Genomic DNA, 21,119 nt, shown 5'->3' on the forward strand with positions numbered 1-21,119 from the left:
AATCAAGTAGCCTAGATAAAGTCTTTTCCATAAAGCATATCGAAATATTGCATATCAGTACTCAGAATCTTATTCAAGGCAGGAATGGTTTTGCGATACGACTCCAGGGTTCTCCACAGCTCGAAGAACTCAGGATCGGCTTCATAGGCCTCGGCATAAATCTGGGCAGCCTTCGCATCAGCGATACCTTTTTTCGTTTCACTGGTTGCATATGCAGCAGAAAGAATCTGGCGTTGCTCGCTCTCGGTCTTGCCTTGCCACTGGGCAAGCTGACCGCGTCCATACGAGCGGTATGCCTCGGCGATCTGATTACGTTCCTTGATCATCCTCTGGTAGACGCTCTCTGTCAGGTCGTCGCTGTAGCGAATCTGACGGACTACGATATCGATCAGCTCAATGCCAAATCCATCAGTAAACGGCTTTGCCTGATTGTACATCCTGGTTGAAAGCCCATCACGACCGATGGAGATGACTTCCTGCCGGGATTGGGTGACCGTGAGGTTTCTCAGCGTCTCAGCATCCTCGTTGCTCTCAACATCCAGACTCTGTACTTGTTCTTCTACAACCATGGAATTGATCTGGTTGGTGTTTCGTACAGCTTCATTGAGGTAGTTCTCGCTGATGATGGTGCGAATCGAAGAGTCAAGAATGTCATTGAGCCTGGAAAGACCATTGTTGACGGTATTCACCGTCTCATAGTACTTGGCTGGATCTGAAATTTTCCAACGTGCAGTGGTATCAACCCAAATGAACTGATTCTCTTTGGTGGGGATACGCTGTGCAGCGCCGTCCCAGCTGAGAATTTTCTTGGGATAGATGATTACGTTGTCGATGAGCGGCATTTTGAACTTCAAGCCGGAGTCACTCGCAGAATCAACAATTTTGCCGAAGCGGGTGACAACCGACTGCTGGCCTTCATACAGAATGTAGAAGGGGCCGAGCAGGATGAACACCACCAAGAATACAACTACAACTACCAAAGTGGTAATAAGTTTTCTGTTGGTACGTGCTTTCATTTTGTACCTCCTTCAAGCATCTGGATCGGAAGGAAGTTGGCCAAATTCTTATCAACCAAGGTGACCGAACCTTCGCTGGTGGGGTTGATGATTGACTCCATCGCTTCAATATAGAGACGAGTACGGGTAATATTCTTGCTCTGCTCGTACACTTCTCGCACGCTGTTGAAACGTGCTACGTCACCGGTTGCCTGGTTTACGCGTTCACTGGCATAGCCTTCTGCAATCTGGATGACCTGGTTGGCTTCACCGCGGGCTGAAGGAATGATTTTGTTGTAGTTCTGCTTACCTTCGTTGATTAAGCGGTTCATGTCCTGGATTGCTTTGTTTACATCCTCAAAAGCATCCTGTACCTGCCCCACGGGAGGAACGATGTTCTGCAGCTTAACGGTGACAACTCTTACTCCCAAGCCGAAATCATCGAACAACTTTTGCATGTTGTCCTGGGCTTCTACCTCGATTCGGGTACGCTGACTGGTCATGACTGAAAGAATGGGAAGGTCTCCAACCAGTTTGTTCATGACGCTCTGGCTGATATCACGGATGGTGGTCTCCCTGGACTCAACGTTGAACATCCATTTTACAGGGTCTTCAATCTTGTACTGCACAATCCACTGTACATCGATGATGTTCAAATCACCGGTAAGCATCAATGACTCATTGGTGTAGTCGGTGTTCCCAAACAGCGAAGAGGTACTGCTGTTCTGGCGATACCCGAAGGTCATGGTTTGCACAACTTGCGTTGGAACGTTATAACTAGCCTCGATTCCCAGGGGAATCTTGGTCTGAAGGCCTGGGCCGACGGTTCTGTTATACTTGCCGAGGCGAAGCACAACTGCCTGTTCAGTCTGGTCGACGACGAAGAAACTGCTGAGAACCAACATGACGAGCACGATTGCGACAATAACCCAGATTACTAGCTTAGGGCTGATATTGTTCACTTTTCGCGCAGGCCTCGGTGGTTGCTGCATGGTATCCATAATAACTCCTGTTGGTGCCGTAGCACTCTTTCAATGTACCCATACAGTTGGGTATCGTCAAGGTCGTAATCTTGGTAACAATGTCCAGTTTGCCATTGAAATAAACGCTTTTGAGGGCTATGATGTCCCCTATGAAAAAGAGACTCGTAACCAGTGCACTTCCGTATGTTAATAATATCCCGCATCTGGGAAACTTGACCCAAGTTCTCTCAGCTGATGTATTTGCACGTTTCTGCCGTTCCAAAGGGTATGAGACCCTCTACATCTGCGGTACCGATGAGTATGGTACGGCAACCGAGACCCGCGCCTTGAAAGAAGGGGTGAGCCCCCGAGAATTGTGCGACCGCTATCATGCGATTCATCGTGATATTTACGCATGGTTCAACATAGCATTCGATTATTTCGGCAGAACCAGTACCCCGGAACAAACCAAGATTGTGCAGGACATCTTCACTAAAGTGGATGCTGCCGGGTACATCAGCGAGCATGAATTGGAGCAGCTTTACTGCCCTTCATGCCAACGCTTTTTGGCCGATCGTTTCGTTGAGGGCACCTGCCCGCACTGCCATTCAGAAGGAGCAAGGGGGGATCAGTGCGACAGCTGCCAGACCCTGCTTGATCCCATCGAGTTGATAAACCCCCGGTGCGGCGTATGCGGCACCCGTCCTGTTCCGAAGAAAACAAAACACCTCTATATAGATCTCCCCAAAGCTTTGCCGCTTCTGGAAGGCTGGATGGAGAAGGCAAGCAAAGAGGGCTTTTGGGCCAACAATGCCATTCAGGTTACCAAGTCCTGGATTCGTGACGGTCTGAAGGAACGTTGTATCACCCGTGATTTGAAGTGGGGCATTCCTGTACCCAAGCCGGGGTACGAGGATAAGGTATTCTATGTCTGGTTCGATGCACCGATCGGGTATGTCTCCATCAGTGCCAATGCAACCAAGGACTGGAAGAAGTGGTGGGGGGATCCAGAAAACACCGAGTTGTTTCAATTCATCGGCAAGGACAATATTCCCTTTCACACAGTAATTTTCCCCTCTTGCCAATTGGCATCCGGCGAGACTTGGACCATGCTGCACCACATGAGCAGTACTGAGTACCTCAATTATGAAGGTGGAAAGTTCAGCAAGAGCCTCGGTATCGGTATTTTTGGCAACGATGTACAGGACACAGGCATTCCTGCAGATGTCTGGCGATTCTATATGTTCTACAACCGTCCCGAGAAGAGCGATGTTACCTTTACCTGGGCAGATTTCCAGGAGAAGGTCAACGGAGAGCTTATCGGCAATCTTTCGAACTTGGTGAACCGAACCCTTACGTTCATCCAGCGGTTCTATCCGGATGCATCCCTTCTTAAGGCTTCTCTCGATGAGGAGCTGTGGAAGCAGGTCATTGCTAAGGAAGCTGAGATTGATGCACTGCTCGAGCGTGCCGAAGAGCGTGAAGGCTTGCGCCAGATTCTCGCCCTCTCATCAATCGGTAATAAAGCCTTTCAGGATGGGGAGCCTTGGAAACTGAAGAACAGCGATCCCCAAAAAGCTATGAGTCTACTCAAGACATTGATCTATCTCATCAGGGACTTGGGTATTATGGTCGAGCCTTACATGCCGACCACCAGTACTCGCATTCTCGCTTTCCTGGGTTCTGAAAACGCTCGTTGGACCGACTTGGGAAAAGCTGAGGGAATCGGAGCGTTCACCCAGCCCGAATTGCTTTTCACCAAGCTCGAGGATGAACGTATTGAGAGTCTGAGAACTCGTTTCAGCGGATCGCAGGAAGAACGCAAATTAAAAGAACAAACCACGTTGTTGGAGAAGAAAATGGAACAAAAAGAAGACCAGGTAAGCCTGGCTGAACAGTTTGCCAAGAGAGTCATTCTCAAGGTTGCGAAAATCGTCAATGTTGAAAAACACCCCCAGGGTGATAAGTTGTACATCCTCACCCTCGATATGAAGGAAGAGGAAAGCCGGACCATTGTCAGTTCGATAGTACCGTACTACAACGCTGAGCAACTGGAGGGTCAGCATATCGTGGTGGTGAGCAACCTCAAGCCTGCCAATTTCCGCGGTGTGAAAAGCTGTGGAATGTTGCTTGCTGCAAGTGATCCCCAGGCAGAGGAACACACTACGTGCGAAGTGTTGTTTGCTCCTCAGTTTGCAGTAGGCACCATGCTTACTCCTGAGGGCTATGAAGCACCAACTGAAGCCTTGCCATATGTGAAGGCTGATCATTTCTTCTCCATACCTATCGTTACGGAAGGTGGGGTGGTGAAGATCGACGGCAAGAGTGTCGGGAAAGATGGAGTGTACCTAACCTCCAAGCAGTACCTGGACGGTCCGGTGGGTTGAGTACCCATACGCGTATCTAGTACTACTGGGGGCCGTGGGGGCCCCCATTGTTTCATAAAGGGAAGGTGGGAAGGATGGTTGTCCGGTCGATTGATTATAAAAAGTTTGTATGCACCGGATCGGTATTGCAGAGCAGCTTCTGGGCTGCTGTGAAACACGGTACCGGATGGATACCGTATGCTTTTGAAGTTGAGGATGAAGACAGGACTTTTTCAGTTTTGGTGCTCGTCAAACAGGTGATGCCCCTGCTGAAAATTGCCTACATACCGTTTGGGCCGCCGCTTTCCTCCCAGGTCGGAGAACTTCTCAAGCACCTTGCGAAGGCGTTGCGCAAGAGCCTTCCTTCTTCCGTTTTCGCCCTGCGATTCGATCTTCCCTTCGAGGAGGTCAATGACCAGAACGTCATGCTGATCAATGGCCCACGCTTCAAGACCTGCAGGGAAAGTGTACAACCCGAAGGTACGGTACGCATTGATCTCCACTGGGGATACCATGCAGTGACCCTGGGCTATCGCGACCGGGCAAAGCGTGCGCTGCGCAAGGCAAGCCAAGTCTTCGAAGTCGGGCTCTGGGGTTCCGATGGAGCCTCGTTCAAGCGGTGGTATGAAATCTATCTGGAAACAGCAAAGCGAGATGGTTTTTCCCCGCGCCCAGCCAAGTATCTGAAGGCCCTCTTGGCCCTCGATGGTAAAGTCTCCGGCGATGTAGATTGCAAGCTTCTGTTGGCTACTGAGAAACGAAAAATTGTAGGTGGAATCATTGTTTTGTTTTCCAAAACCGAGGCTGTGTATCTGTATGGGGCTTCCCAACGGTTTGATTCATTGTCTTGCTCGCATGTTTTACAGGATTACGCCATCAAGATGGCCTGTGAAAAAGGATGCGCCACCTATGACCTGTATGGGATTTCTGGTCCGAAGGGAAGAGGCAGCCATTTGGCGGGTTTGGAGGTTTTCAAGCTTTCCTTCGGGGGACAGGCGTATTATCGTACACCGTCCACCGACTATGTCTATGCATTTCTTCCTTGGAAACTCTACGCAATTTCAGAGTATGTCAGATACAAGTTCAAGCGCAGGGTCAAGCCTCAAGAAGGAGCCCAACCAAATTCTTGAATTGGTTGCCCCGATCAAATTCATTGGCAAAGAGTTCAAACGATGCACTGCCTGGTGAGAGCAGGATTGCCTGGGGCAAGTCAGGCAGATCGTGCTGTTTTGCCTGTGCTGCATCGTAACTCGCCTGCAAGGCATCACCCATGGACTTGAATGGTCCCCTATAGGGGATATCATGCTGCTTCAGTAGTGGGAGCAGTTTGTTCTGGGTGAAACTTCCATCCAGCAAGGAGATGCTGGTTGCATGCTTCACTTCCTCGAGCATGGCATCAGCTTTCAGGTTCTTGTCCGTTCCCCCGCATATCAAGTGTACCGCCATCGAACGAAATTTGGCATAGGAGAAGTGTACCGCCTCGGGTATGGTTGCCGCGCTGTCGTTGACAAAGAGAATGGAGCCAAGCGACCCCACCTGCTCAATGCGGTGAGGGACGCCTTGGAAACTCTCCAAAGCCTTGAGGATGCTTTTGTACTTGAGGCCCAGCGCCAACAGAATTGCATACGCACTTTGCAGATGCGGTTGCTGCTCCAGTTCCTTCGGGCATGAGCGGTCAATGCCCCTGATGTGCCGTCGGTCGAGCTTCGTCTGCTTTTGGATTCTCTTCATCATGACATCGGGAACTACGGCCATATGGATGGATGGTGTGAACAACTCAAGTTTGTCCTCGAGATACTGTTCGATGGATTGGTATGAATTCAGGTGATCAGGGTAGAAATTGGTGAGGGCGCATACTTCCATGATGGGAAGTTGTCCATGCAAGGCCTGTACTGAGTCACGTATCTGCCAGGAGGAGAACTCAACCACCAAAAAATCGGGAAGTCTCCGTCCCTGTTCATGGCGTCGTTCCCACTCCCTGAGTACGGTAAATGCACTGATGCCCATATTGCCGCATTGCATCGCTTCATACCCTGCATGCGTCAATACATGTGCTACAGCGGCACTGGTTGTCGTTTTCCCCTTGGTTCCCGTGATCCCAATAATTTTGACTTGTTCACACCAAGGAGAGGAAAAAAGCCAAGCAAAGTCATTGACTACCATGCGGGCATGGGCAAGCATTGGATGATTGGGTGGGATGGCAGGGTTCTTTACGACGATGTCGGCCCATAGGAAATCTTCACTTCGGTGCGTTCCCGATATGCACAAGGCACCTCGAAGAGTGAGCGCTTCCATTTCAGAACCTAAATCGCAGGCTCCTTTCAGGTCGGTAATTCTCACTTCATCGCCATGGTCGAGAAAATAGGAAGCGGCGGAATATCCACCACCATGCATTCCCAATCCGAAGATCAGAACCTTCATAGAGCCTCCCCTTAGCTCTATAGTAGGAAGAAAGAGCAAACAGAGCAAGACGAATCGGTGTTATTTCGTAGGGAAATCTTGTTCAGAAATAGGAATGAATTTTCTCCTTGTCCCCCTTGACCTTGGTTTGGCATACACGCATAATAGTACGGTAATTACAAAACCACCCGGATTCGGTACCAACCGAAAAAAGAGCCGGATGGTAAGGAGCTCTACAGTGCCTTGTGGAAGAAAAAGAAAAAAGCATAAGATTGCTACTCATAAGAGAAAGAAAAAGCTCAGAAAAAATAGACACAAGAACAAATAGTTTTTTCTGGTAATCTTTAGCTTGGTACCAAAGCAAAAAAACCGTCGGTCGCTCCGGCGGTTTTTTTATCATCCAAGCCCTTATTGCATTATGAGATATCTTGTTGGCTTTGTTGACCTAGTTGTAAAAAGTATGGTACGCTACTGAGAACCTCTTTATCCGCTCTTGAGGGCGGATCATTTAGTCCGTAAGGAGGAACCATGAGAAATTATGAGTTCACCGTTATCTTCAATGCAAATGAAGAAAACACAACCGCTGGCCTAGAGTATGTGACCAGCACCTTTGCAACTGCCGGGGTAGAGATTACCAAGCAGGACGACATGGGCGTCAAGTATCTGGCCTATGACATCAAGAAACAGGAAAAGGGACACTATGTCTACTTCGAACTGAAGGCTGACCCAAGCACTATCCTCGAATTTGAACGAGGATTCCTCTTGAACGCCAACATTTTGAAGTATCTGTTTGTAAACACTGAGAAATAATCTAAGACGAATGGAGCAAAAGAATGGCAAATGACATGAATGTAGTCGCGTTGGTGGGTCGGCTTACGAGGGAGAGCGAGCTTCGTTATTCCAATGGAGGCATGGCCATCTGTCGTTTTTCCCTTGCAGTCAACCGGAGAAAGAGGACGGCTGACAATAAATGGGAGGATGAGGCCAACTTTTTTGACTGCACGATGTTTGGCAAGAGTGCTGAGTCCATCAACCAGTATCTGGAGAAGGGCAGGCAGGTCTCCATCATCGGTGAACTGAGGCAGAGTCGCTGGGAACAGGACGGACAAAGCCGAAGCCGAGTTGAGATTGCCGTTAATTCTTTGCAGCTCCTTTCCAGTCCCGGTTCTACCGATGGTAGAAGCGAGAGAAGCTCTGGCGAACAGCCTGTAGCAAGAAATCAGGGGTCATACAGCCCTCGTTCGAATGCCAAGCCGGAATCGATTCCTGTAATGGATATCTCCGGTCCTGAGCAATTTGACGACGACCAGATCCCATTCTAAAACGCTGCCCGAGGGCAGCCGATGTTGCAAGGAGAAATATGCATGCGTGATGACGATAATGATTCCATGATGAATGATATGGATGGAAAGAATGGAAGAGACAGACGGACAGGGGGTCGCAAGCCCGCTTTCCGTAAGAAGGTTTGCAAGTTTTGCACCCAGAACCTTACTCCCGACTACAAGAATCCTGAGATGCTTCGGCGCTATATCACCGAGCGTGGCAAGATTCTTCCCGCCCGCATCACTGGTTGCTGTGCAAAGCACCAGAGAGCAGTTACCAACGAGATCAAGAAGGCCCGCGTTCTCGCATACCTTCCGTTCGAGAAGAAGTAATCTGTGTTGGGCGCTATGAACCAGAAGAATCGTGAAGCTATGAAATTCCTGTTGATCGCAGTGGGTGTCAGCTATGTGCTTTCCCGCTTGATGGTCGGCAATTTCCTCTTCACCATACCCTTGATGGTTCTTGCCCCGAAGTTTTCCGATCGCAAAGGAGAACTGCTTCCCGTCATCTTGGTAGGTGCGTTGATTCTGCTCACCGAGTTGATTCGCTCAAGGAATGCCTTGGGTAGTGAGGAAGGGAGAATCCTGCTTGTGATTGGATTGTTCATCCCCGCTGTATTGTTGGTGGCTTGTGCAGTATGGATTGCATTGGCAAAACAACGGACAGTGAACCGTTATTTGGCTGCTTGCCTCTTTGGGGTGGTCGCCTCTTTTACGGTAGTTATCTGGTTTTCGAAGCCGACCGAGCCATTGATGCGGGTAAACTCAGCAATGTATGAGACCTTCCGCCTCATTCTCGGACAGGCATCCGGCACGACCGATTCAGTGCTTCCGATGGCAGATGATGCCATTAAAAGCGTGTATCACATGTCGGTATTGACCATAGGAGCAATATTGGCTCCGTTGTGCATGGCGTTGGTTGGATTTGCCAGTTTTATGGCAATGAGTTACCAAGCGCGGTTTGACAGTAGCTTTTCCCTTCGGGTGTCCGCCTGGAAGGTTCCCGATCTTTTGATCTGGATTTTCCTAGCCTCCTGGACCATTGTGCTTCTGTTGATTTTTGCCAAGGCAGGGTATCTTGTTCGGGCTTTAGCCCTTCAGGTTGCTCTGGGCAGTGCCGTGTTGTATGCTGTGCAAGGTATGGCTATCGTGACGCATTTCATGTTACGAAAGGGCATTGCCGTCAATACTGGAAGGTTGGTTACTACAACTTTTCTGCTGGCTTTTCTGATACCTGGGGTGAACCTGCTGGTTGTCTTTGTACTGCCTTTGTTGGGTGTTACGGAGACTTGGATTGTGTATAGACGTAATGAGTAAGGAGTTTTCCCTATGAAAATCATTCTCAATCAGGATGTCGTCAACCTCGGTGAAGAGGGAGACGTTGTAGTTGTAAAGGACGGGTATGCCCGTAACTATCTGCTTCCTACCGGCATGGCTGTGATGTTCAGTAAGACTAATCAGGCCATTTTTGCTTCCCGTACTGCTGCCATTGAAAAGCGCAAGATCGAGAAGCGCGACGCTAGCGCAAGCTTGAGAGAGAAACTGAACAAGGTTGTACTCACCATGGTTGTTTCTGCTGGTGAAAGCGGCAAGTTGTTCGGTTCTGTCACCTCCTCCATGGTCCAGGAAGCCCTTGCAAAGCAGGGTATTGAGGTCGAGCGCAAGAAGATTGAGGTTCCCACCCATGCAATCAAGATGGTTGGCACTTTCTCGGTCCGTGTTCGCCTCTATGAGGACGAGAGTGCTGAGGTGAAGTTGGTAGTCGAGAGTGACTCGATTGTCAAGGCTCGCCAAGCTGCAGAAGCAAGAGCTGCTTCCGAGGCTGCAAAGGCAGCTGCCAAAGCCGAAGCTGAAGCTGCAAAGGCTGCCGCCCTTGCCGCCCAGGCTCAAGCCAACGAGTAAGTAGATGGCGTCGAATAGTATGCTCGGGCGCGTTCCCCCCCAGAATGAGGAGGCCGAACGTGCTGTCTTAGGGGCAATCCTGCTCAATGAGAAGGTCCTTGTAGAAGTGACCGACTTTTTGGGCAAGGACGACTTTTATAAAGTAGCCCACCAGCAACTGTTCGGTGCCATTGTTGCCTTCAGGCAGGAGAGTTCTGAAACCCTCGACCTTATTACGCTCAGTTCCTATTTGAAGCGTAAGAGCCTGGTTGAGCAGTGTGGGGGACTCTCCTACATTTCTACCCTCACCAGTGACGTTCCCACCACAACGAACGCCGCTTACTATGCAAAGATTCTTAAAGCCCTCAGCCAAAGGCGCAAACTTCTTTTGTTTGCCTCCAAGCTCAAGGACAATGCCTTTGACGAGTCGCAGGATATTCAGAAAGTCATCGATGAAGGGGAGCAGTCCCTTTCCTCATTGAGCAATGAAACTGCCGGCAGTGACAGCTACTACTCGATAAAGGATCTGATCACAAACACCATAAGCGACATCGAGATGCGCAGTACCAGTGGTATCAAGAATGGTTTTGAGACAGGTTTCCTCCCGCTCGACTCCATCACCGGTGGTTTCAAGAAGCAGGAGTTCATCATTGTTGGAGCTCGACCGTCCATTGGTAAAACTGCTTTTGCCCTCTCTTTGACACTCAATATGATTGTGAAGAAGAAGTATCGGGTGGGGTTCTTCTCTCTTGAAATGAGTGCTTCAAGCCTCATGGAACGCCTGTTGACCGGTCACAGCCGTGTCGATTTTTCCCATATCCGCAAAGCTACCCTGAAGAACAGTGAGATGAGCTCCATCATCGATGCTTCCGGAGCGTTGTATGAAGCTGAACTGTATATCCAGGATACTCCGAACATGAAGTTGATGGAGTTGAGGGCTCAGGCCCGCAGGATGAAGCTTGAGCATGACATCCAGGTGATTTACATCGATTACATCGGCCTGATCGATGCCGAGGCGGATGCCCGCATCCCCCGCCATGAACAGATTTCTATCATCAGCCGTTCGCTGAAGCAGCTTGCCCGTGAACTGGATCTGCCGGTGGTTTGCTTGTGTCAGGTAGGCCGCCAAGCCGATGGTGTGGAACCAAAGCTCAGTGATTTGCGTGATAGCGGTTCAATCGAACAGGATGCGGACGTAGTAGTCCTCTTACATCGCGATGTCGGCAAGAATCGAACCGACGATGAAGCGGAACGCGAGAAGAACAACATCCAGGAAACGAAAATCATCATGGCCAAAAACCGAAACGGTGAGACGGGAGTATTCTCGCTTGCATTTGTCAGCAATATTGTACGATTTGAGGAAATGGAATTCAGCCGCAAATATGTTGCGGGTAATAATCCTAACGCCTGATCGCCAGAAAATGACGAATATCAACAAGTGTCAGCAGTAAAAAAATCCCAATAATACAAATAATTCCCATAAGCTGCAGTATGTAGTAGGTTTTTGGACGTATCTGTTTTTTGCTGACCCATTCGGCAAGGGCTATTACGACCTGTCCGCCATCAAACGCCGGCAAGGGGATGAGATTTGCTATGGCCAACGAGATGGAGACACCGCCCATGAGGTAGAAGAGGGCATAGAGCCCGCTTTGTGTATTCTGCTCAAGGCCCAGGGTGGTGATATCACCGATGAGCAATGCCGAGCGGGCCATACCGGTTACTGAGCTTCTCAGGTTCTCTTCATCCCGGGCAAACAGACCCGCAATCATAGTAAATGTCTGCCTTACAATTCCGGCTGTACTATTCCATCCATCAAGCAGATTGAACCTTTTTCCGGCTCGTTTTATTGTATCGGCAGCAATCGAGAACTGAAAATCTGCTTTGCCTTGTTCATCGGTTTTTGCCTTGAATTGGATATCCAGCTGTTCATTGTTCCGCAGGACGGTCAGCAAATATGTATCCTCGGCAGCATCGAGCGCACTGAGCAGCTGCAGATGATTGGCAACAGGAACAGCGTTTACCCCGGTAATCCTATCGCCTTCCCGTAAGCCTGCACGATACTCTTCAGAGTTGGGTCTGACGCTCCCCACCACAGCATCCTGCAGTACGGACAGCCCGTAACGGAAGGACCCTTGGTCGGTACTTTGACCGAAAACGGTTATATCCAGCACTTCTTGATCTCGCTCAATGGTAAAGATTTCCTTGCCTTTTGAGTTCAGCAATCGATTTTCCAAATCCTCCCAGTCTACAATGGCCTGCCCATTGAGCTTGAGTACTCTATCCCCGGTTTGTATTCCTGCATCAGAAGCAGGGCTCACAGTGTCGCCGAATAATTGTGGGTAGTCATCTACTGTTGCCACAATACTCGGCATTGAGACTACCTGCAGGGGGATGGTGGCAAGCAAGGCATAGAGAAGGATGGCGAACAAGAGGTTGGCCAAAGGTCCTGAAAGGTAGGTGATTACCCGTTTGGATGGATGAACCGAGAAAAGCGATCCCTCCTCGGTATGCGTAAAGACGCGTTGTTTGCCGATAAGGGCTTGGCTGAGATCATCCGAACCCTTCAGTCGGCAATAGCCTCCCAAAGGAAAGAGGCTGATTCGGTACTCGGTTCCCTTATAGGGTGTACCCCATAGCTTTGGCCCGAGACCGAAGGAAAATATTTCCACCTCAATGCCATATATTTTTGCCGCTACAAGGTGACCGATTTCATGGATGACCACCACAATGGTAATACCTACCAATCCTATAAGGTATTTTACCAAGAGGGCGGCGATGTCACTCATATCAGGCTTCTTGCAACCATTCGGGCTTTGGCATCCAAGGCCAGAATGTGTTCAAACGAATCGATTTCTTCATCCCATTTCTGATCGAGGGTCCTCATGACTATTTGGACCAATGCAGGGTAGGAGATTTTACGGGCTAAAAAAGCATGAACCGCAACCTCGTCCGCCGCATTGAAGGCAAGGGCACTCGAGCCTTTTCGTCTGAGAATCTCAAAAGCGAGGCCAAGCAGAGGAAATCGCTTGAAATCGGGTTGCTCAAACGTGAGTGAAAGGTTGGTGAAATCCATGGGTTTGACCAACGAGGGGCTTCCTGTGCAGAGTGCATTGACTATCGGCAGCGTCATATCGGGATTGCCAAGCTGGGCATAGACCGCCCCGTCACGGGTTCTGATCATTGAATGGACTATCGACTGAGGATGAACCACCACTTCAATATGATCGGCATCGAACCCAAAAAGATGCGAAGCCTCAATCACTTCCAACGCTTTGTTGGCTAAGGTTGCGCTGTCGATGCTGATTTTCTTTCCCATGTTCCACGTAGGGTGGGCGAGGGCTTGCTCAACGGTGATGGCGGCAAAATGATCTGCATCGAGAGTCCTGAAAGGTCCTCCGCTCGCAGTGATTATCAAGGATTGGACCTGCTGCCGTTCATGGCCTTTGAGCAGCTCTGCAATGGCAGAGTGCTCGCTGTCCACTGGAATGATTGTGGAACCGTATTTTTTTGCAATTTCAAAAAGGTAGGGTCCTGCACAGACAACACTTTCCTTGTTGGCGAGTGCGAGATCGAATCCACATTCGAGGGCAGCCAGGGACGCCCTAAGTCCATCAAAACCTGCGATGGCATTCAGGACAATATCGGCATCAAGGGAGTGGAGCATGCGCTCAAGCCCGCTGAAATAGCTATAGGTGTTGAGCGAAGACACTTCTTCAAGGGTGGTGGAGGTAAGACAGATTGCCTGAGCTGAGAATTCATGAGCCGAGGCAATCAATTGCGGGGCATTGGTATGAGCTGATAGCCCAACTACCTGGAGATCGAGATGTTTGGTTCGAATGGCCTCAAGTGCTGTGCTGCCGATACTACCGGTGCACCCGAGGATGATGACCCGTTTCATAGAACTCCTAGAAGAGCGAGAGCAGTATCCAGAAAATTGGAGCACTTGCCAACATGGAGTCAATGGAATCCAGAAGGCCTCCGCGGCCCGGTACGAGCGTTCCGCTGTCCTTCACATGAGCAGAGCGCTTGAAGGCACTCTCGATCAAATCACCGATATTTGCTGCTGCACTTGTTGCCAAGCCCAGAATGATTGCCTGGAAGAGTGAAATATGTTCATTGATTCCTGGAACAAAAAGGCAGAAAAGCACTGAAAGTAGGATGGTGGAGAGCGTCCCTCCGACAAAGCCGGCAATACTCTTGTTTGGACTGACTTTAACAAAGCCCTTATTGGTCTTGCCGAATGACATGCCAAAGACAAAGGCAAAAATATCATTGCCGAACACGAGTAGGAAGAAGAGTAAAAATGATTGTGAAGGATAGGCAAGGATGGAGATACGTTGGATGAAGGTGATCAAAAGGCCAGGATAGAGCAGCAACAGGCTCTGTCCAGCAATGCGGGAAAGGGATTTGGTAAACGAGTCTTTCGCTCCGAAGACCAGCTCATTGGAGAAGAATCCCAACGCCATCAGTACAACGGCCAAATCAACCAACGGAAGGTTGGGGTAATACCCCATCTCAATCCACTGTGCAAGAGGGAGCAACCCGACGACATACGAGGGTAGATGTACGGTGACACCTTCGCTTTTCTGATAGAGATCTTTCAGTTCTTTTGCCCCCCAGATTGCCGTGAGCACAGCAAGGAAGGAGAGGGCAACGTATGAATAGTGGGGGAGAAACAAAATAATGCAGAACAAGGTAGGAAGCGTAACTACGGTGGTAAGAACCCTCTTTGCCATGGATGTCATTCGATTCCCCCAAATTTCCTTACCCGCTGACTATAATCGTGGCAGACAATACGGACATCTTCTTCGTTCCAGTCAGGCCAATATTTCTCATAGAAAGCAAGTTCAGCATATGCGCTGTCCCACAAGAGGAAATTACTCAACCTCTTCTCATTCGCACTTCTCACTATCATATCGACAGGAGGCACCTGAGGCAAGTCCAAATTATCTGCAATGGAGGCTTCCGTGATGTCCTGTCCGGGATTGAGGGCGATACATTTGTTTACCGCACGACAAATCTCATCTCGTCCCCCATAGTTTATCGCGACTATTGCAGTAATGGTAGTGTTGTTACGCGTCTCAAAGACAGTTTTTTCTATAGCTTGTTGGACATCCATGGGAAGCTTCTGCAAATCACCCCTGGCAAGGATGCGTATTCCGTGTTTGTTATAGAACGAAAGTTCTCCATGAATCTTGGCAACGAAGAGGTGCATCAAGTACGCCACTTCCTGCTCACTTCGCTTCCAATTCTCGGTAGAGAACGTATAGAAAGTGACATACCCGATACCCTGGGCCGCTGCTTCGCATATCACTCGCTTGAGGGCTTTCAATCCCTCTGCATGACCGGCTGTGCGGGGAAGCGATCGCTTCTTAGCCCAACGGCCGTTTCCATCCATGATTATGCCAAGGTGGACCGGGGCAACGGGTTTGTCTTCCATCTAGATCTCCATGATTTCCTTCTCCTTCTCATCAGAGAGGGAGTTGATCTGTGTGATGTAGGAATCAGTCATTTTCTGGATTTTACTTTCGGCATCCTTGAGCTCGTCCTCGCTGATGTCACCGCTCTTTTGCAGTTTCTTCAGCTCATCCATAGCTTCACGCCTGACATTGCGCATTGCAACCCTGCTCTGTTCGGCAGTGTTCTTTGCGCTTTTGACCAGTTGCTTGCGCCTCTCTTCGTTCAATGGGGGAAAGTTGAGACGAATCAGTTTTCCGTCATTGTTCGGGGGGAGTCCAAGGTCGCTCTTCAGAATTGCCTTTTCGATAGCGCTCAATACGCTTTTGTCCCAAGGCTGGATGACGATCATCCGCGCCTCCGGCACGCTGACGGTCGCGACTTGGTTGATGGGGGTCTCAGATCCATAGTAGTCGACACGAATCTTATCCAAAAGGGAAGCCGAAGCTCTTCCGGTTCTGAGACCGGCAAAATCCTTGGAAAGACTCTCAAGACTCTTAAGCATCTTGCTTTCGCACGTATCAAGTACCTGTTGCATAGACATCTCCAATAAAACTACCGCTCACAGGGGTGAGCGGTGGGTATAGGTCGATTGCAGTTAGTTGCTGCAGGAAGCCACGCCAGCACGAAGGAAGGAGAAGTTGACAATCTCGAGCTTGCCGCCCGCATTCTTTGCCACTTCGGCGACCTTCTTCTCAACACTCATGGAGTCGTCCTTGACGAACGGCTGCTGGAGGAAGCAGATTTCAGAAAGGTGCTTGCTCAGCTTGCCCTTGACAATCCCTTCCAGCACCTTGGCAGGCTTGTCGAGCTTTGCAGCCTGAACACTGAAAATCTCAGTCTGTTCTTTGACATATGCCTGGTCGACAGCAGAAGTAGTGAGATAGGAAGGAGTGAAGGCAGCGACGTGCAGAGCACAATCGTTGGTAAACTCCTTGACCAGCTCGTTTTCGAACAGTTCAGTCTTGTCTGCCTTGAAAATAACCAACACGCCCAAAGAACCATTCCCATGAACGTAGCTGGAAGCAAATTCATTAGCACCGAGGTTGAACACACACAGGTTCTTCAGACCCATGTTTTCCTTGATGATGGCGATCAGATCGTTGACCATACCGGTCAGCTCATCGTTGACCTGGGTATATCCCTTGGCAAGGGCGACATCACAAATCTTGTTTCCGAGTTCGGCGAACTGCTCATTGGAAGCAACAAAGTCAGTTTCACAGGAAAGCTCAGCCATCACAGCCTTGTCTTTCTGCACTTTAACGAATACACGACCGTTGTCGGTTGCACGGTCCTGGCGCTTTGCAATTGCAGCAAGCCCCATTTCCTTGAGGAATCTCTCGGCGGCAGCGAAATCACCATCTGCCTGAGTCAATGCCTTCTTGCAATCCATCATACCTGCGCCGGTAAGGTCGCGCAGTTTTTTTACTACATCAGCGGTAATTGCCATGCTTGTTCTCCTTAGTCTTTGTACAGAGTCTCTTCATCAACGAGAAGGTCCTCTTCCTCGCCCTCTTCCTCATCCTTCTTCTCTACAGACTTCTCCTCGAACTTGGAGAAATCAGCACCTTCATCGGTGGAGAAGACAATGGCTTCCTCTTCCTCGTCCTTCTTGGAAACGTCATCATTTTCGTCTTCGTTGCCCAGAGTCTCAATGATCTGGATGCCGGCTTCATTGTCAGCGTCAACTACAGCGTTGGCGATGATTTCAACAAAGAGGCTGATGGCACGAATGGCGTCATCGTTGCCGGGAATGGGGTAGGTGATATCGGAAGGGTCGCAGTTGGTGTCGACGACAGCAATTACAGGAATACCCAAGCGCTTTGCCTCAGTAACGGCAATTGCTTCTTTCTTCGTGTCAATAATGAACAGTGCTCCGGGAAGATCCTTCATGTCCTTGATACCGCCGAGGTTCTTCTCAAGCTTGATCTTCTGCTTGGTAAGCAAGGAGACTTCCTTCTTGGTAAGGGAATCAAAGGTTCCATCGATTTCCATCTTCTCAATCTTCTTGAGGGTTGCAATGGACTTCTTGATGGTTGAGAAGTTGGTCAACATACCACCGAGCCAGCGGTTATTGACATACGGCATGCCACATCTTTTAGCTTCGGCTTCAATAGCCTGCTGGGCCTGTTTCTTGGTTCCTACAAACAGAACCGTCTTGCCCTGCTTAACGACTGCACGAACAGCGTCATAAGCTTCAACGATACATGCAGAGGTCTTCTGCAGATCAATGATGTGAATTCCGTTTCTCTGACTGAAAATAAAACGGGCCATCTTGGGGTTCCACCGTTTGGTCTGGTGGCCGAAATGCACGCCTGACTCGAGCAGGCTCTTCATGGTAACTACGGACATAATCCTCCTGTCTGACGACACACCTCTCCCAACGGGACAGGTTTAACTGTGCGTCACCCTTCTACTCTTACTCACCCCTAGGGGCGGAGATTCCGCTCTGTATACACAGACCGGTACCGCTAAGTATTTCAGAAATTAAAAAGTATGGCAAGTATGAAACGCATCAGATACCCAATATGGAGGGTAAAAAGAGTGAAAATGCTGGAATATAGGTAATAATCATCAGACAGGCAAGCATCACTACAAACATACCCAACATGGCTTTGCTGGTTTTCTCAATACTGGTTTTCCCGACCGCACAGCCGACAAAGAGGGCGCTGCCTACCGGCGGAGTGCATAAGCCGACTGCTAAGTTGAAGATGAGCATGATGCCGAAATGGATCGGGTTCATCCCGATTACCTCATTGGTGACAATCGGCAGGAGAATCGGAGTCATAATCATAATCAAGGGAGCCATGTCCATGAAGCAACCAAGGACGAGCAGCAACACGTTGATGATCAGCAGCAATACATATTTATTGTCAGTAATGGAGACCAACGTACGGGTGATAAGATCGGGGATCCTCAGGTCGGTCATCATATAGCTGAACGCTTTCGCCGTTGCAATCAACGTCAATACAATTGCCAGCGTCTTGAGGGTGTTCTTCAGGATGTGCCCGAAATCACGAAGCCTTGCGGTTCTGAAGATGAAATAGGTAAGAATGAATGTATAAAGGCATGCAATGGCTGCACTTTCGGTTGCGGTGAAAACTCCGGTGGCAACTCCGCCCATGATAATGACAATGGTCATCATCGGCAGGATTGCATTAAGCAGAATCTGGATGCATTTGCCCATTTCCAGCGTAAAAAGTGGAGTTGAAATGATCAAGAACGTTTCGGCTTTCTTGGTGTACCTCCATTTTTTGTCCATTGTATTACTGAATTTGAGCCAGCGTACACTATCACCTTTACCGATTCGCATCCCCTCGGGAAAGCGATAGTGGTTGCGAAACAGGAAGCAATAGAGCAAGAGACTCAGCCCAAGGAATATTCCGGGAATGGCACCACCGATGAACATACGGGCAATCGAGATACCTCCCCCGGCAGCAAGGGCATAAATGACCATGTTATGGCTTGGCGGTATGAGTACTCCTTGACAGGACGTGACGACAGTAAGGCCGACGGAGAACTCGGGGCTGTACCCCTGTTTTACCATCAAGGGAACTACCACAGACCCTAAGGAGGAGACGTCGGCGACCGCCGATCCACTGATACCTCCGAAGAACATCGAGTCGACGCAGTTCACATACGCCAGTCCGCCCTTGAAGCGGCCGACCACGAGATTTGCCAAATCGATGATTTTGTCCGACACCTTGCCGGCCGACATGATTTCACCCATCAGAATGAAAAAGGGGATTGCAAGCAAGGTAAAGTTGTTCACTCCATCAATCATCATCCGGACCATGACGGTGAAATTGGTCCCGCTGATGAAAGCAGAGCACAAGGTGGAGATAAGCAAGGCGAATGTTACCGGGACTTTTACAAACATCAGTACAAAAAAACCACCCAGTAAAACAATGGTTGAAAGTAGTGTTGCATCCATCACGACCTTCCTTCCGAAACATTTTCATGTTGCTGTTTTACAATTTTCGTGTAGTCCACTTCTTTCTCGGAATACAAAAGTTCTTCCCGATCTAGGATTCCTGTCAAAAACAGCAATGAGTCGAAGGTCATGACAAACCCGGCAAGCGGAGCGGGAATATATTGGATGAATGTAGGCCAACCAGTCATCGGAAGGGTTCCAGGCAGACTCATCAAACGTTTTGTATACTGCCATCCATAGACAAGCAGGAACAAGCCACAAAGGAGAATGCAGACATCGGTGAAAATCACTAGGGCTTTCCGTACCCAGGAGCCTTCTTTGCAGGAGTTGTATAGGATATTTACAGAAATATGCATATGGTCGCGTACTCCGATGGCACACGCGAGGAAGGCGAACAGCGTGACGAGCAATCGGGGAACTTCCTCCGCCCAGCCGATGCCTGTATTGAACACATACCGCAGGACAACAGTAAGTATTACCAGTACCACCATCAATGCCAGTGCGACTTGGGCAATATACAGAATTAGCTTATGGGTCCAGTGATTGAGGGTTCGTAGCAGTTCAGGAATCAAATGCAGCCCTTTATGGTCCGCAACATCAACAATCAAATGGTTCGAGACCAGATAGGAACGAACCTTTGATGAGTAAGGTGATTTAGTTTCTCTCATGGACAAGCCCTCACGCTGTGGGGTATTGCATTGGGGGGACATTTCGTCCCCCCATGGTTGTGAAACAGACAAGGCTTACTTGAACTGCTTGCCGATTTCCTTGATCTTATTGATGGTATCAGTGTACGCAGAGCCAAACTCTTGGTACAGCGGAGCCATTTTGCTCTGGAATTCAGCAAAAGCCTCGGGTGAGAGGGAAATGACCGTAGTACCGGCAGCGCGGACAATCTGCTCCGAGGAAGCCTCTTTCTTGGCCCATTCGGAAATCTCAAATTCCTGGGTCTCTTTAGCAACTTGCTTGATGATCGCCAAGTCTTCCTTGCTGACCTTTTTCAACGCTTCTACCGAGCCAAGCAGAATTTCTGGAACACGGGTATGCTGGTCAAGAATGTAGTACTTGGCCGCTTCGTAGTCGCCCATGTTCTGGTAGGTCGGCCAGTTGTTCTCTGCGCCATCGATGACGCCTTGGGTGATGGCAGAGTATACATCGTTCGGTCCAATGCCGGTCACACCGGTGGCACCGAGCAATTCAACCATGCGAACCATCATCTGATTGTTCTGCATGCGGATCTTCAATCCTTTCATGTCAGCCACTCGATTTACCGGCTTGGTCAGGTAGAATGAGCGGGAGCCTGCATCGTAGTAGCAAAGGCCGATCAAACCAGACTTGGAAGCCTCGATGTCACTGAGCATCTTTTGTCCGACTTCCCCATTGAGAACAGCCCACATATGAGCCCCGTTGTTGTACAGATACGGCATCTGTATGGCATTGAGTGCCGGTACATAGCTGGCAACCGGTGAAGCTGAAACACGGGCAAAGGCGAGATCACCAATCTGCAGGGCTTCGATGGAAGCCGTCTCCTGTCCGTAGAGCGTTCCGCCGGTATAGACTTCAATCTTGACCCTTCCTTGGGTCTTCTCTTCCACCAAGCGGGCGAATTCATGGTCGGCGAGGGATGTCGGATATCCTTCGGCGTGGACTTCTGATAGTTTAAGGACTACCGGCTTGACTGCAGCAGCTTCAGGGGCCGCTTGGGCGAACACAAGCACTGAAGCAACGAACAAAAGTACAAACAGAACACTAAGTCGCTTTCTCATACCAAATCCTCCATGTGTGATATTGAATATACATTC

Annotated in this window: 21 protein-coding genes; 8 read left to right on the top strand and 13 right to left on the bottom strand. The window is 49.5% G+C overall.

Going from position 1 to position 21,119, the window contains the following annotated elements; all coding sequences use genetic code 11:
* Positions 1-11: 11 nt before the first annotated feature.
* Positions 12-1,016 carry a protease modulator HflC gene (hflC, locus tag SPIBUDDY_RS06080; protein ID WP_013606877.1) on the bottom strand — a complete coding sequence of 335 codons (1,005 nt, stop codon included), beginning with the start codon at positions 1,014-1,016 and terminating at the stop codon, positions 12-14.
* On the bottom strand, positions 1,013-1,996 hold the full coding sequence (gene hflK, locus SPIBUDDY_RS06085) for an FtsH protease activity modulator HflK (RefSeq protein WP_013606878.1): 984 nt from the start codon (positions 1,994-1,996) through the stop codon (positions 1,013-1,015). Before hflK ends, hflC begins: the two co-directional genes overlap by 4 nt.
* A gap of 131 nt (positions 1,997-2,127) precedes the next feature.
* Here hflK and metG point away from each other — a divergent pair, with 131 nt between their 5' ends.
* The gene (gene metG, locus SPIBUDDY_RS06090; protein WP_041381147.1) at positions 2,128-4,344 is read left to right on the top strand and encodes a methionine--tRNA ligase; all 2,217 of its coding nucleotides are present in this window, start codon (positions 2,128-2,130) and stop codon (positions 4,342-4,344) included.
* A gap of 74 nt (positions 4,345-4,418) precedes the next feature.
* Positions 4,419-5,453, top strand: a complete 1,035-nt coding sequence (locus SPIBUDDY_RS06095; protein WP_013606880.1) for a lipid II:glycine glycyltransferase FemX — start codon at positions 4,419-4,421, stop codon at positions 5,451-5,453.
* On the opposite strand, the gene SPIBUDDY_RS06100 is transcribed toward SPIBUDDY_RS06095, so the two are convergent.
* Positions 5,419-6,744: a Mur ligase family protein gene (locus tag SPIBUDDY_RS06100; protein WP_013606881.1), complete on the bottom strand. Its 1,326-nt coding sequence runs from the start codon at positions 6,742-6,744 to the stop codon at positions 5,419-5,421. The two genes, SPIBUDDY_RS06095 and SPIBUDDY_RS06100, sit on opposite strands and share 35 nt — an antisense overlap.
* A 507-nt stretch (positions 6,745-7,251) precedes the next feature.
* On the opposite strand from SPIBUDDY_RS06100, the gene rpsF reads away from it, so the two are divergent.
* Genes rpsF through dnaB form a run of 6 tightly spaced genes read left to right on the top strand, consistent with a single transcriptional unit; the run spans position 7,252 to position 11,337 of the window.
* Complete coding sequence (gene rpsF / locus SPIBUDDY_RS06105) at positions 7,252-7,533, top strand: 30S ribosomal protein S6 (protein ID WP_013606882.1); 282 nt, start codon at positions 7,252-7,254, stop codon at positions 7,531-7,533.
* Positions 7,534-7,556: 23 nt separating this feature from the next.
* On the top strand, positions 7,557-8,045 hold the full coding sequence (locus tag SPIBUDDY_RS06110; RefSeq protein WP_013606883.1) for a single-stranded DNA-binding protein: 489 nt from the start codon (positions 7,557-7,559) through the stop codon (positions 8,043-8,045).
* 42 nt (positions 8,046-8,087) lie between these two features.
* Positions 8,088-8,378, top strand: a complete 291-nt coding sequence (gene rpsR / locus SPIBUDDY_RS06115; protein WP_013606884.1) for a 30S ribosomal protein S18 — start codon at positions 8,088-8,090, stop codon at positions 8,376-8,378.
* Between the two features lie 15 nt (positions 8,379-8,393).
* Entirely contained in the window at positions 8,394-9,362 is a 969-nt protein-coding gene (locus SPIBUDDY_RS06120) for a motility associated factor glycosyltransferase family protein (protein ID WP_013606885.1), read from the top strand.
* A 12-nt stretch (positions 9,363-9,374) separates the two neighbouring features.
* Complete coding sequence (gene rplI, locus SPIBUDDY_RS06125; protein ID WP_013606886.1) at positions 9,375-9,947, top strand: 50S ribosomal protein L9; 573 nt, start codon at positions 9,375-9,377, stop codon at positions 9,945-9,947.
* Positions 9,948-9,951: 4 nt separating this feature from the next.
* Complete coding sequence (gene dnaB / locus SPIBUDDY_RS06130; protein WP_013606887.1) at positions 9,952-11,337, top strand: replicative DNA helicase; 1,386 nt, start codon at positions 9,952-9,954, stop codon at positions 11,335-11,337.
* Here dnaB and rseP read toward each other — a convergent pair.
* From rseP to SPIBUDDY_RS06180, 10 genes are all read right to left on the bottom strand, one after another.
* Positions 11,327-12,712: an RIP metalloprotease RseP gene (gene rseP, locus SPIBUDDY_RS06135; RefSeq protein ID WP_013606888.1), complete on the bottom strand. Its 1,386-nt coding sequence runs from the start codon at positions 12,710-12,712 to the stop codon at positions 11,327-11,329. The two genes, dnaB and rseP, sit on opposite strands and share 11 nt — an antisense overlap.
* A complete protein-coding gene (dxr, locus tag SPIBUDDY_RS06140; protein WP_013606889.1) occupies positions 12,709-13,824 on the bottom strand; it encodes a 1-deoxy-D-xylulose-5-phosphate reductoisomerase in 1,116 nt (371 codons plus the stop codon). Before dxr ends, rseP begins: the two co-directional genes overlap by 4 nt.
* Before the next feature lie 7 nt (positions 13,825-13,831).
* The gene (locus SPIBUDDY_RS06145; protein WP_245523816.1) at positions 13,832-14,662 is read right to left on the bottom strand and encodes a phosphatidate cytidylyltransferase; all 831 of its coding nucleotides are present in this window, start codon (positions 14,660-14,662) and stop codon (positions 13,832-13,834) included.
* 5 nt (positions 14,663-14,667) lie between these two features.
* Positions 14,668-15,366 carry a polyprenyl diphosphate synthase gene (gene uppS, locus SPIBUDDY_RS06150; RefSeq protein WP_013606891.1) on the bottom strand — a complete coding sequence of 233 codons (699 nt, stop codon included), beginning with the start codon at positions 15,364-15,366 and terminating at the stop codon, positions 14,668-14,670.
* Positions 15,367-15,921 (bottom strand): ribosome recycling factor, encoded by a 555-nt coding sequence (gene frr / locus SPIBUDDY_RS06155; RefSeq protein ID WP_013606892.1) that lies wholly within the window; start codon positions 15,919-15,921, stop codon positions 15,367-15,369.
* Between the two features lie 60 nt (positions 15,922-15,981).
* Complete coding sequence (tsf, locus tag SPIBUDDY_RS06160) at positions 15,982-16,833, bottom strand: translation elongation factor Ts (protein WP_013606893.1); 852 nt, start codon at positions 16,831-16,833, stop codon at positions 15,982-15,984.
* An 11-nt stretch (positions 16,834-16,844) separates the two neighbouring features.
* Positions 16,845-17,735, bottom strand: coding sequence for a 30S ribosomal protein S2 (rpsB, locus tag SPIBUDDY_RS06165; RefSeq protein WP_013606894.1), 891 nt, complete (start codon positions 17,733-17,735; stop codon positions 16,845-16,847).
* 163 nt (positions 17,736-17,898) lie between these two features.
* The gene (locus SPIBUDDY_RS06170) at positions 17,899-19,317 is read right to left on the bottom strand and encodes a TRAP transporter large permease (RefSeq protein WP_013606895.1); all 1,419 of its coding nucleotides are present in this window, start codon (positions 19,315-19,317) and stop codon (positions 17,899-17,901) included.
* Positions 19,317-19,985: a TRAP transporter small permease gene (locus tag SPIBUDDY_RS06175; protein ID WP_013606896.1), complete on the bottom strand. Its 669-nt coding sequence runs from the start codon at positions 19,983-19,985 to the stop codon at positions 19,317-19,319. Before SPIBUDDY_RS06175 ends, SPIBUDDY_RS06170 begins: the two co-directional genes overlap by 1 nt.
* A 75-nt stretch (positions 19,986-20,060) precedes the next feature.
* Positions 20,061-21,083: a TRAP transporter substrate-binding protein gene (locus SPIBUDDY_RS06180; RefSeq protein WP_013606897.1), complete on the bottom strand. Its 1,023-nt coding sequence runs from the start codon at positions 21,081-21,083 to the stop codon at positions 20,061-20,063.
* Positions 21,084-21,119 lie beyond the last annotated feature (36 nt).

It is taken from the genome of Sphaerochaeta globosa str. Buddy (assembly GCF_000190435.1).
In the GTDB taxonomy this organism is placed as follows: domain Bacteria; phylum Spirochaetota; class Spirochaetia; order Sphaerochaetales; family Sphaerochaetaceae; genus Sphaerochaeta; species Sphaerochaeta globosa.

Bases quoted from the DNA above. Each gene is read 5' to 3' on its own strand.
- hflC (WP_013606877.1), bottom strand. From the start codon at position 1,016: ATGAAAGCACGTACCAACAGAAAACTTATTACCACTTTGGTAGTTGTA.
- hflK (WP_013606878.1), bottom strand. From the start codon at position 1,996: ATGGATACCATGCAGCAACCACCGAGGCCTGCGCGAAAAGTGAACAAT.
- metG (WP_041381147.1), top strand. From the start codon at position 2,128: ATGAAAAAGAGACTCGTAACCAGTGCACTTCCGTATGTTAATAATATC.
- SPIBUDDY_RS06095 (WP_013606880.1), top strand. From the start codon at position 4,419: ATGGTTGTCCGGTCGATTGATTATAAAAAGTTTGTATGCACCGGATCG.
- SPIBUDDY_RS06100 (WP_013606881.1), bottom strand. From the start codon at position 6,744: ATGAAGGTTCTGATCTTCGGATTGGGAATGCATGGTGGTGGATATTCC.
- rpsF (WP_013606882.1), top strand. From the start codon at position 7,252: ATGAGAAATTATGAGTTCACCGTTATCTTCAATGCAAATGAAGAAAAC.
- SPIBUDDY_RS06110 (WP_013606883.1), top strand. From the start codon at position 7,557: ATGGCAAATGACATGAATGTAGTCGCGTTGGTGGGTCGGCTTACGAGG.
- rpsR (WP_013606884.1), top strand. From the start codon at position 8,088: ATGCGTGATGACGATAATGATTCCATGATGAATGATATGGATGGAAAG.
- SPIBUDDY_RS06120 (WP_013606885.1), top strand. From the start codon at position 8,394: ATGAACCAGAAGAATCGTGAAGCTATGAAATTCCTGTTGATCGCAGTG.
- rplI (WP_013606886.1), top strand. From the start codon at position 9,375: ATGAAAATCATTCTCAATCAGGATGTCGTCAACCTCGGTGAAGAGGGA.
- dnaB (WP_013606887.1), top strand. From the start codon at position 9,952: ATGGCGTCGAATAGTATGCTCGGGCGCGTTCCCCCCCAGAATGAGGAG.
- rseP (WP_013606888.1), bottom strand. From the start codon at position 12,712: ATGAGTGACATCGCCGCCCTCTTGGTAAAATACCTTATAGGATTGGTA.
- dxr (WP_013606889.1), bottom strand. From the start codon at position 13,824: ATGAAACGGGTCATCATCCTCGGGTGCACCGGTAGTATCGGCAGCACA.
- SPIBUDDY_RS06145 (WP_245523816.1), bottom strand. From the start codon at position 14,662: ATGGCAAAGAGGGTTCTTACCACCGTAGTTACGCTTCCTACCTTGTTC.
- uppS (WP_013606891.1), bottom strand. From the start codon at position 15,366: ATGGAAGACAAACCCGTTGCCCCGGTCCACCTTGGCATAATCATGGAT.
- frr (WP_013606892.1), bottom strand. From the start codon at position 15,921: ATGCAACAGGTACTTGATACGTGCGAAAGCAAGATGCTTAAGAGTCTT.
- tsf (WP_013606893.1), bottom strand. From the start codon at position 16,833: ATGGCAATTACCGCTGATGTAGTAAAAAAACTGCGCGACCTTACCGGC.
- rpsB (WP_013606894.1), bottom strand. From the start codon at position 17,735: ATGTCCGTAGTTACCATGAAGAGCCTGCTCGAGTCAGGCGTGCATTTC.
- SPIBUDDY_RS06170 (WP_013606895.1), bottom strand. From the start codon at position 19,317: ATGGATGCAACACTACTTTCAACCATTGTTTTACTGGGTGGTTTTTTT.
- SPIBUDDY_RS06175 (WP_013606896.1), bottom strand. From the start codon at position 19,985: ATGAGAGAAACTAAATCACCTTACTCATCAAAGGTTCGTTCCTATCTG.
- SPIBUDDY_RS06180 (WP_013606897.1), bottom strand. From the start codon at position 21,083: ATGAGAAAGCGACTTAGTGTTCTGTTTGTACTTTTGTTCGTTGCTTCA.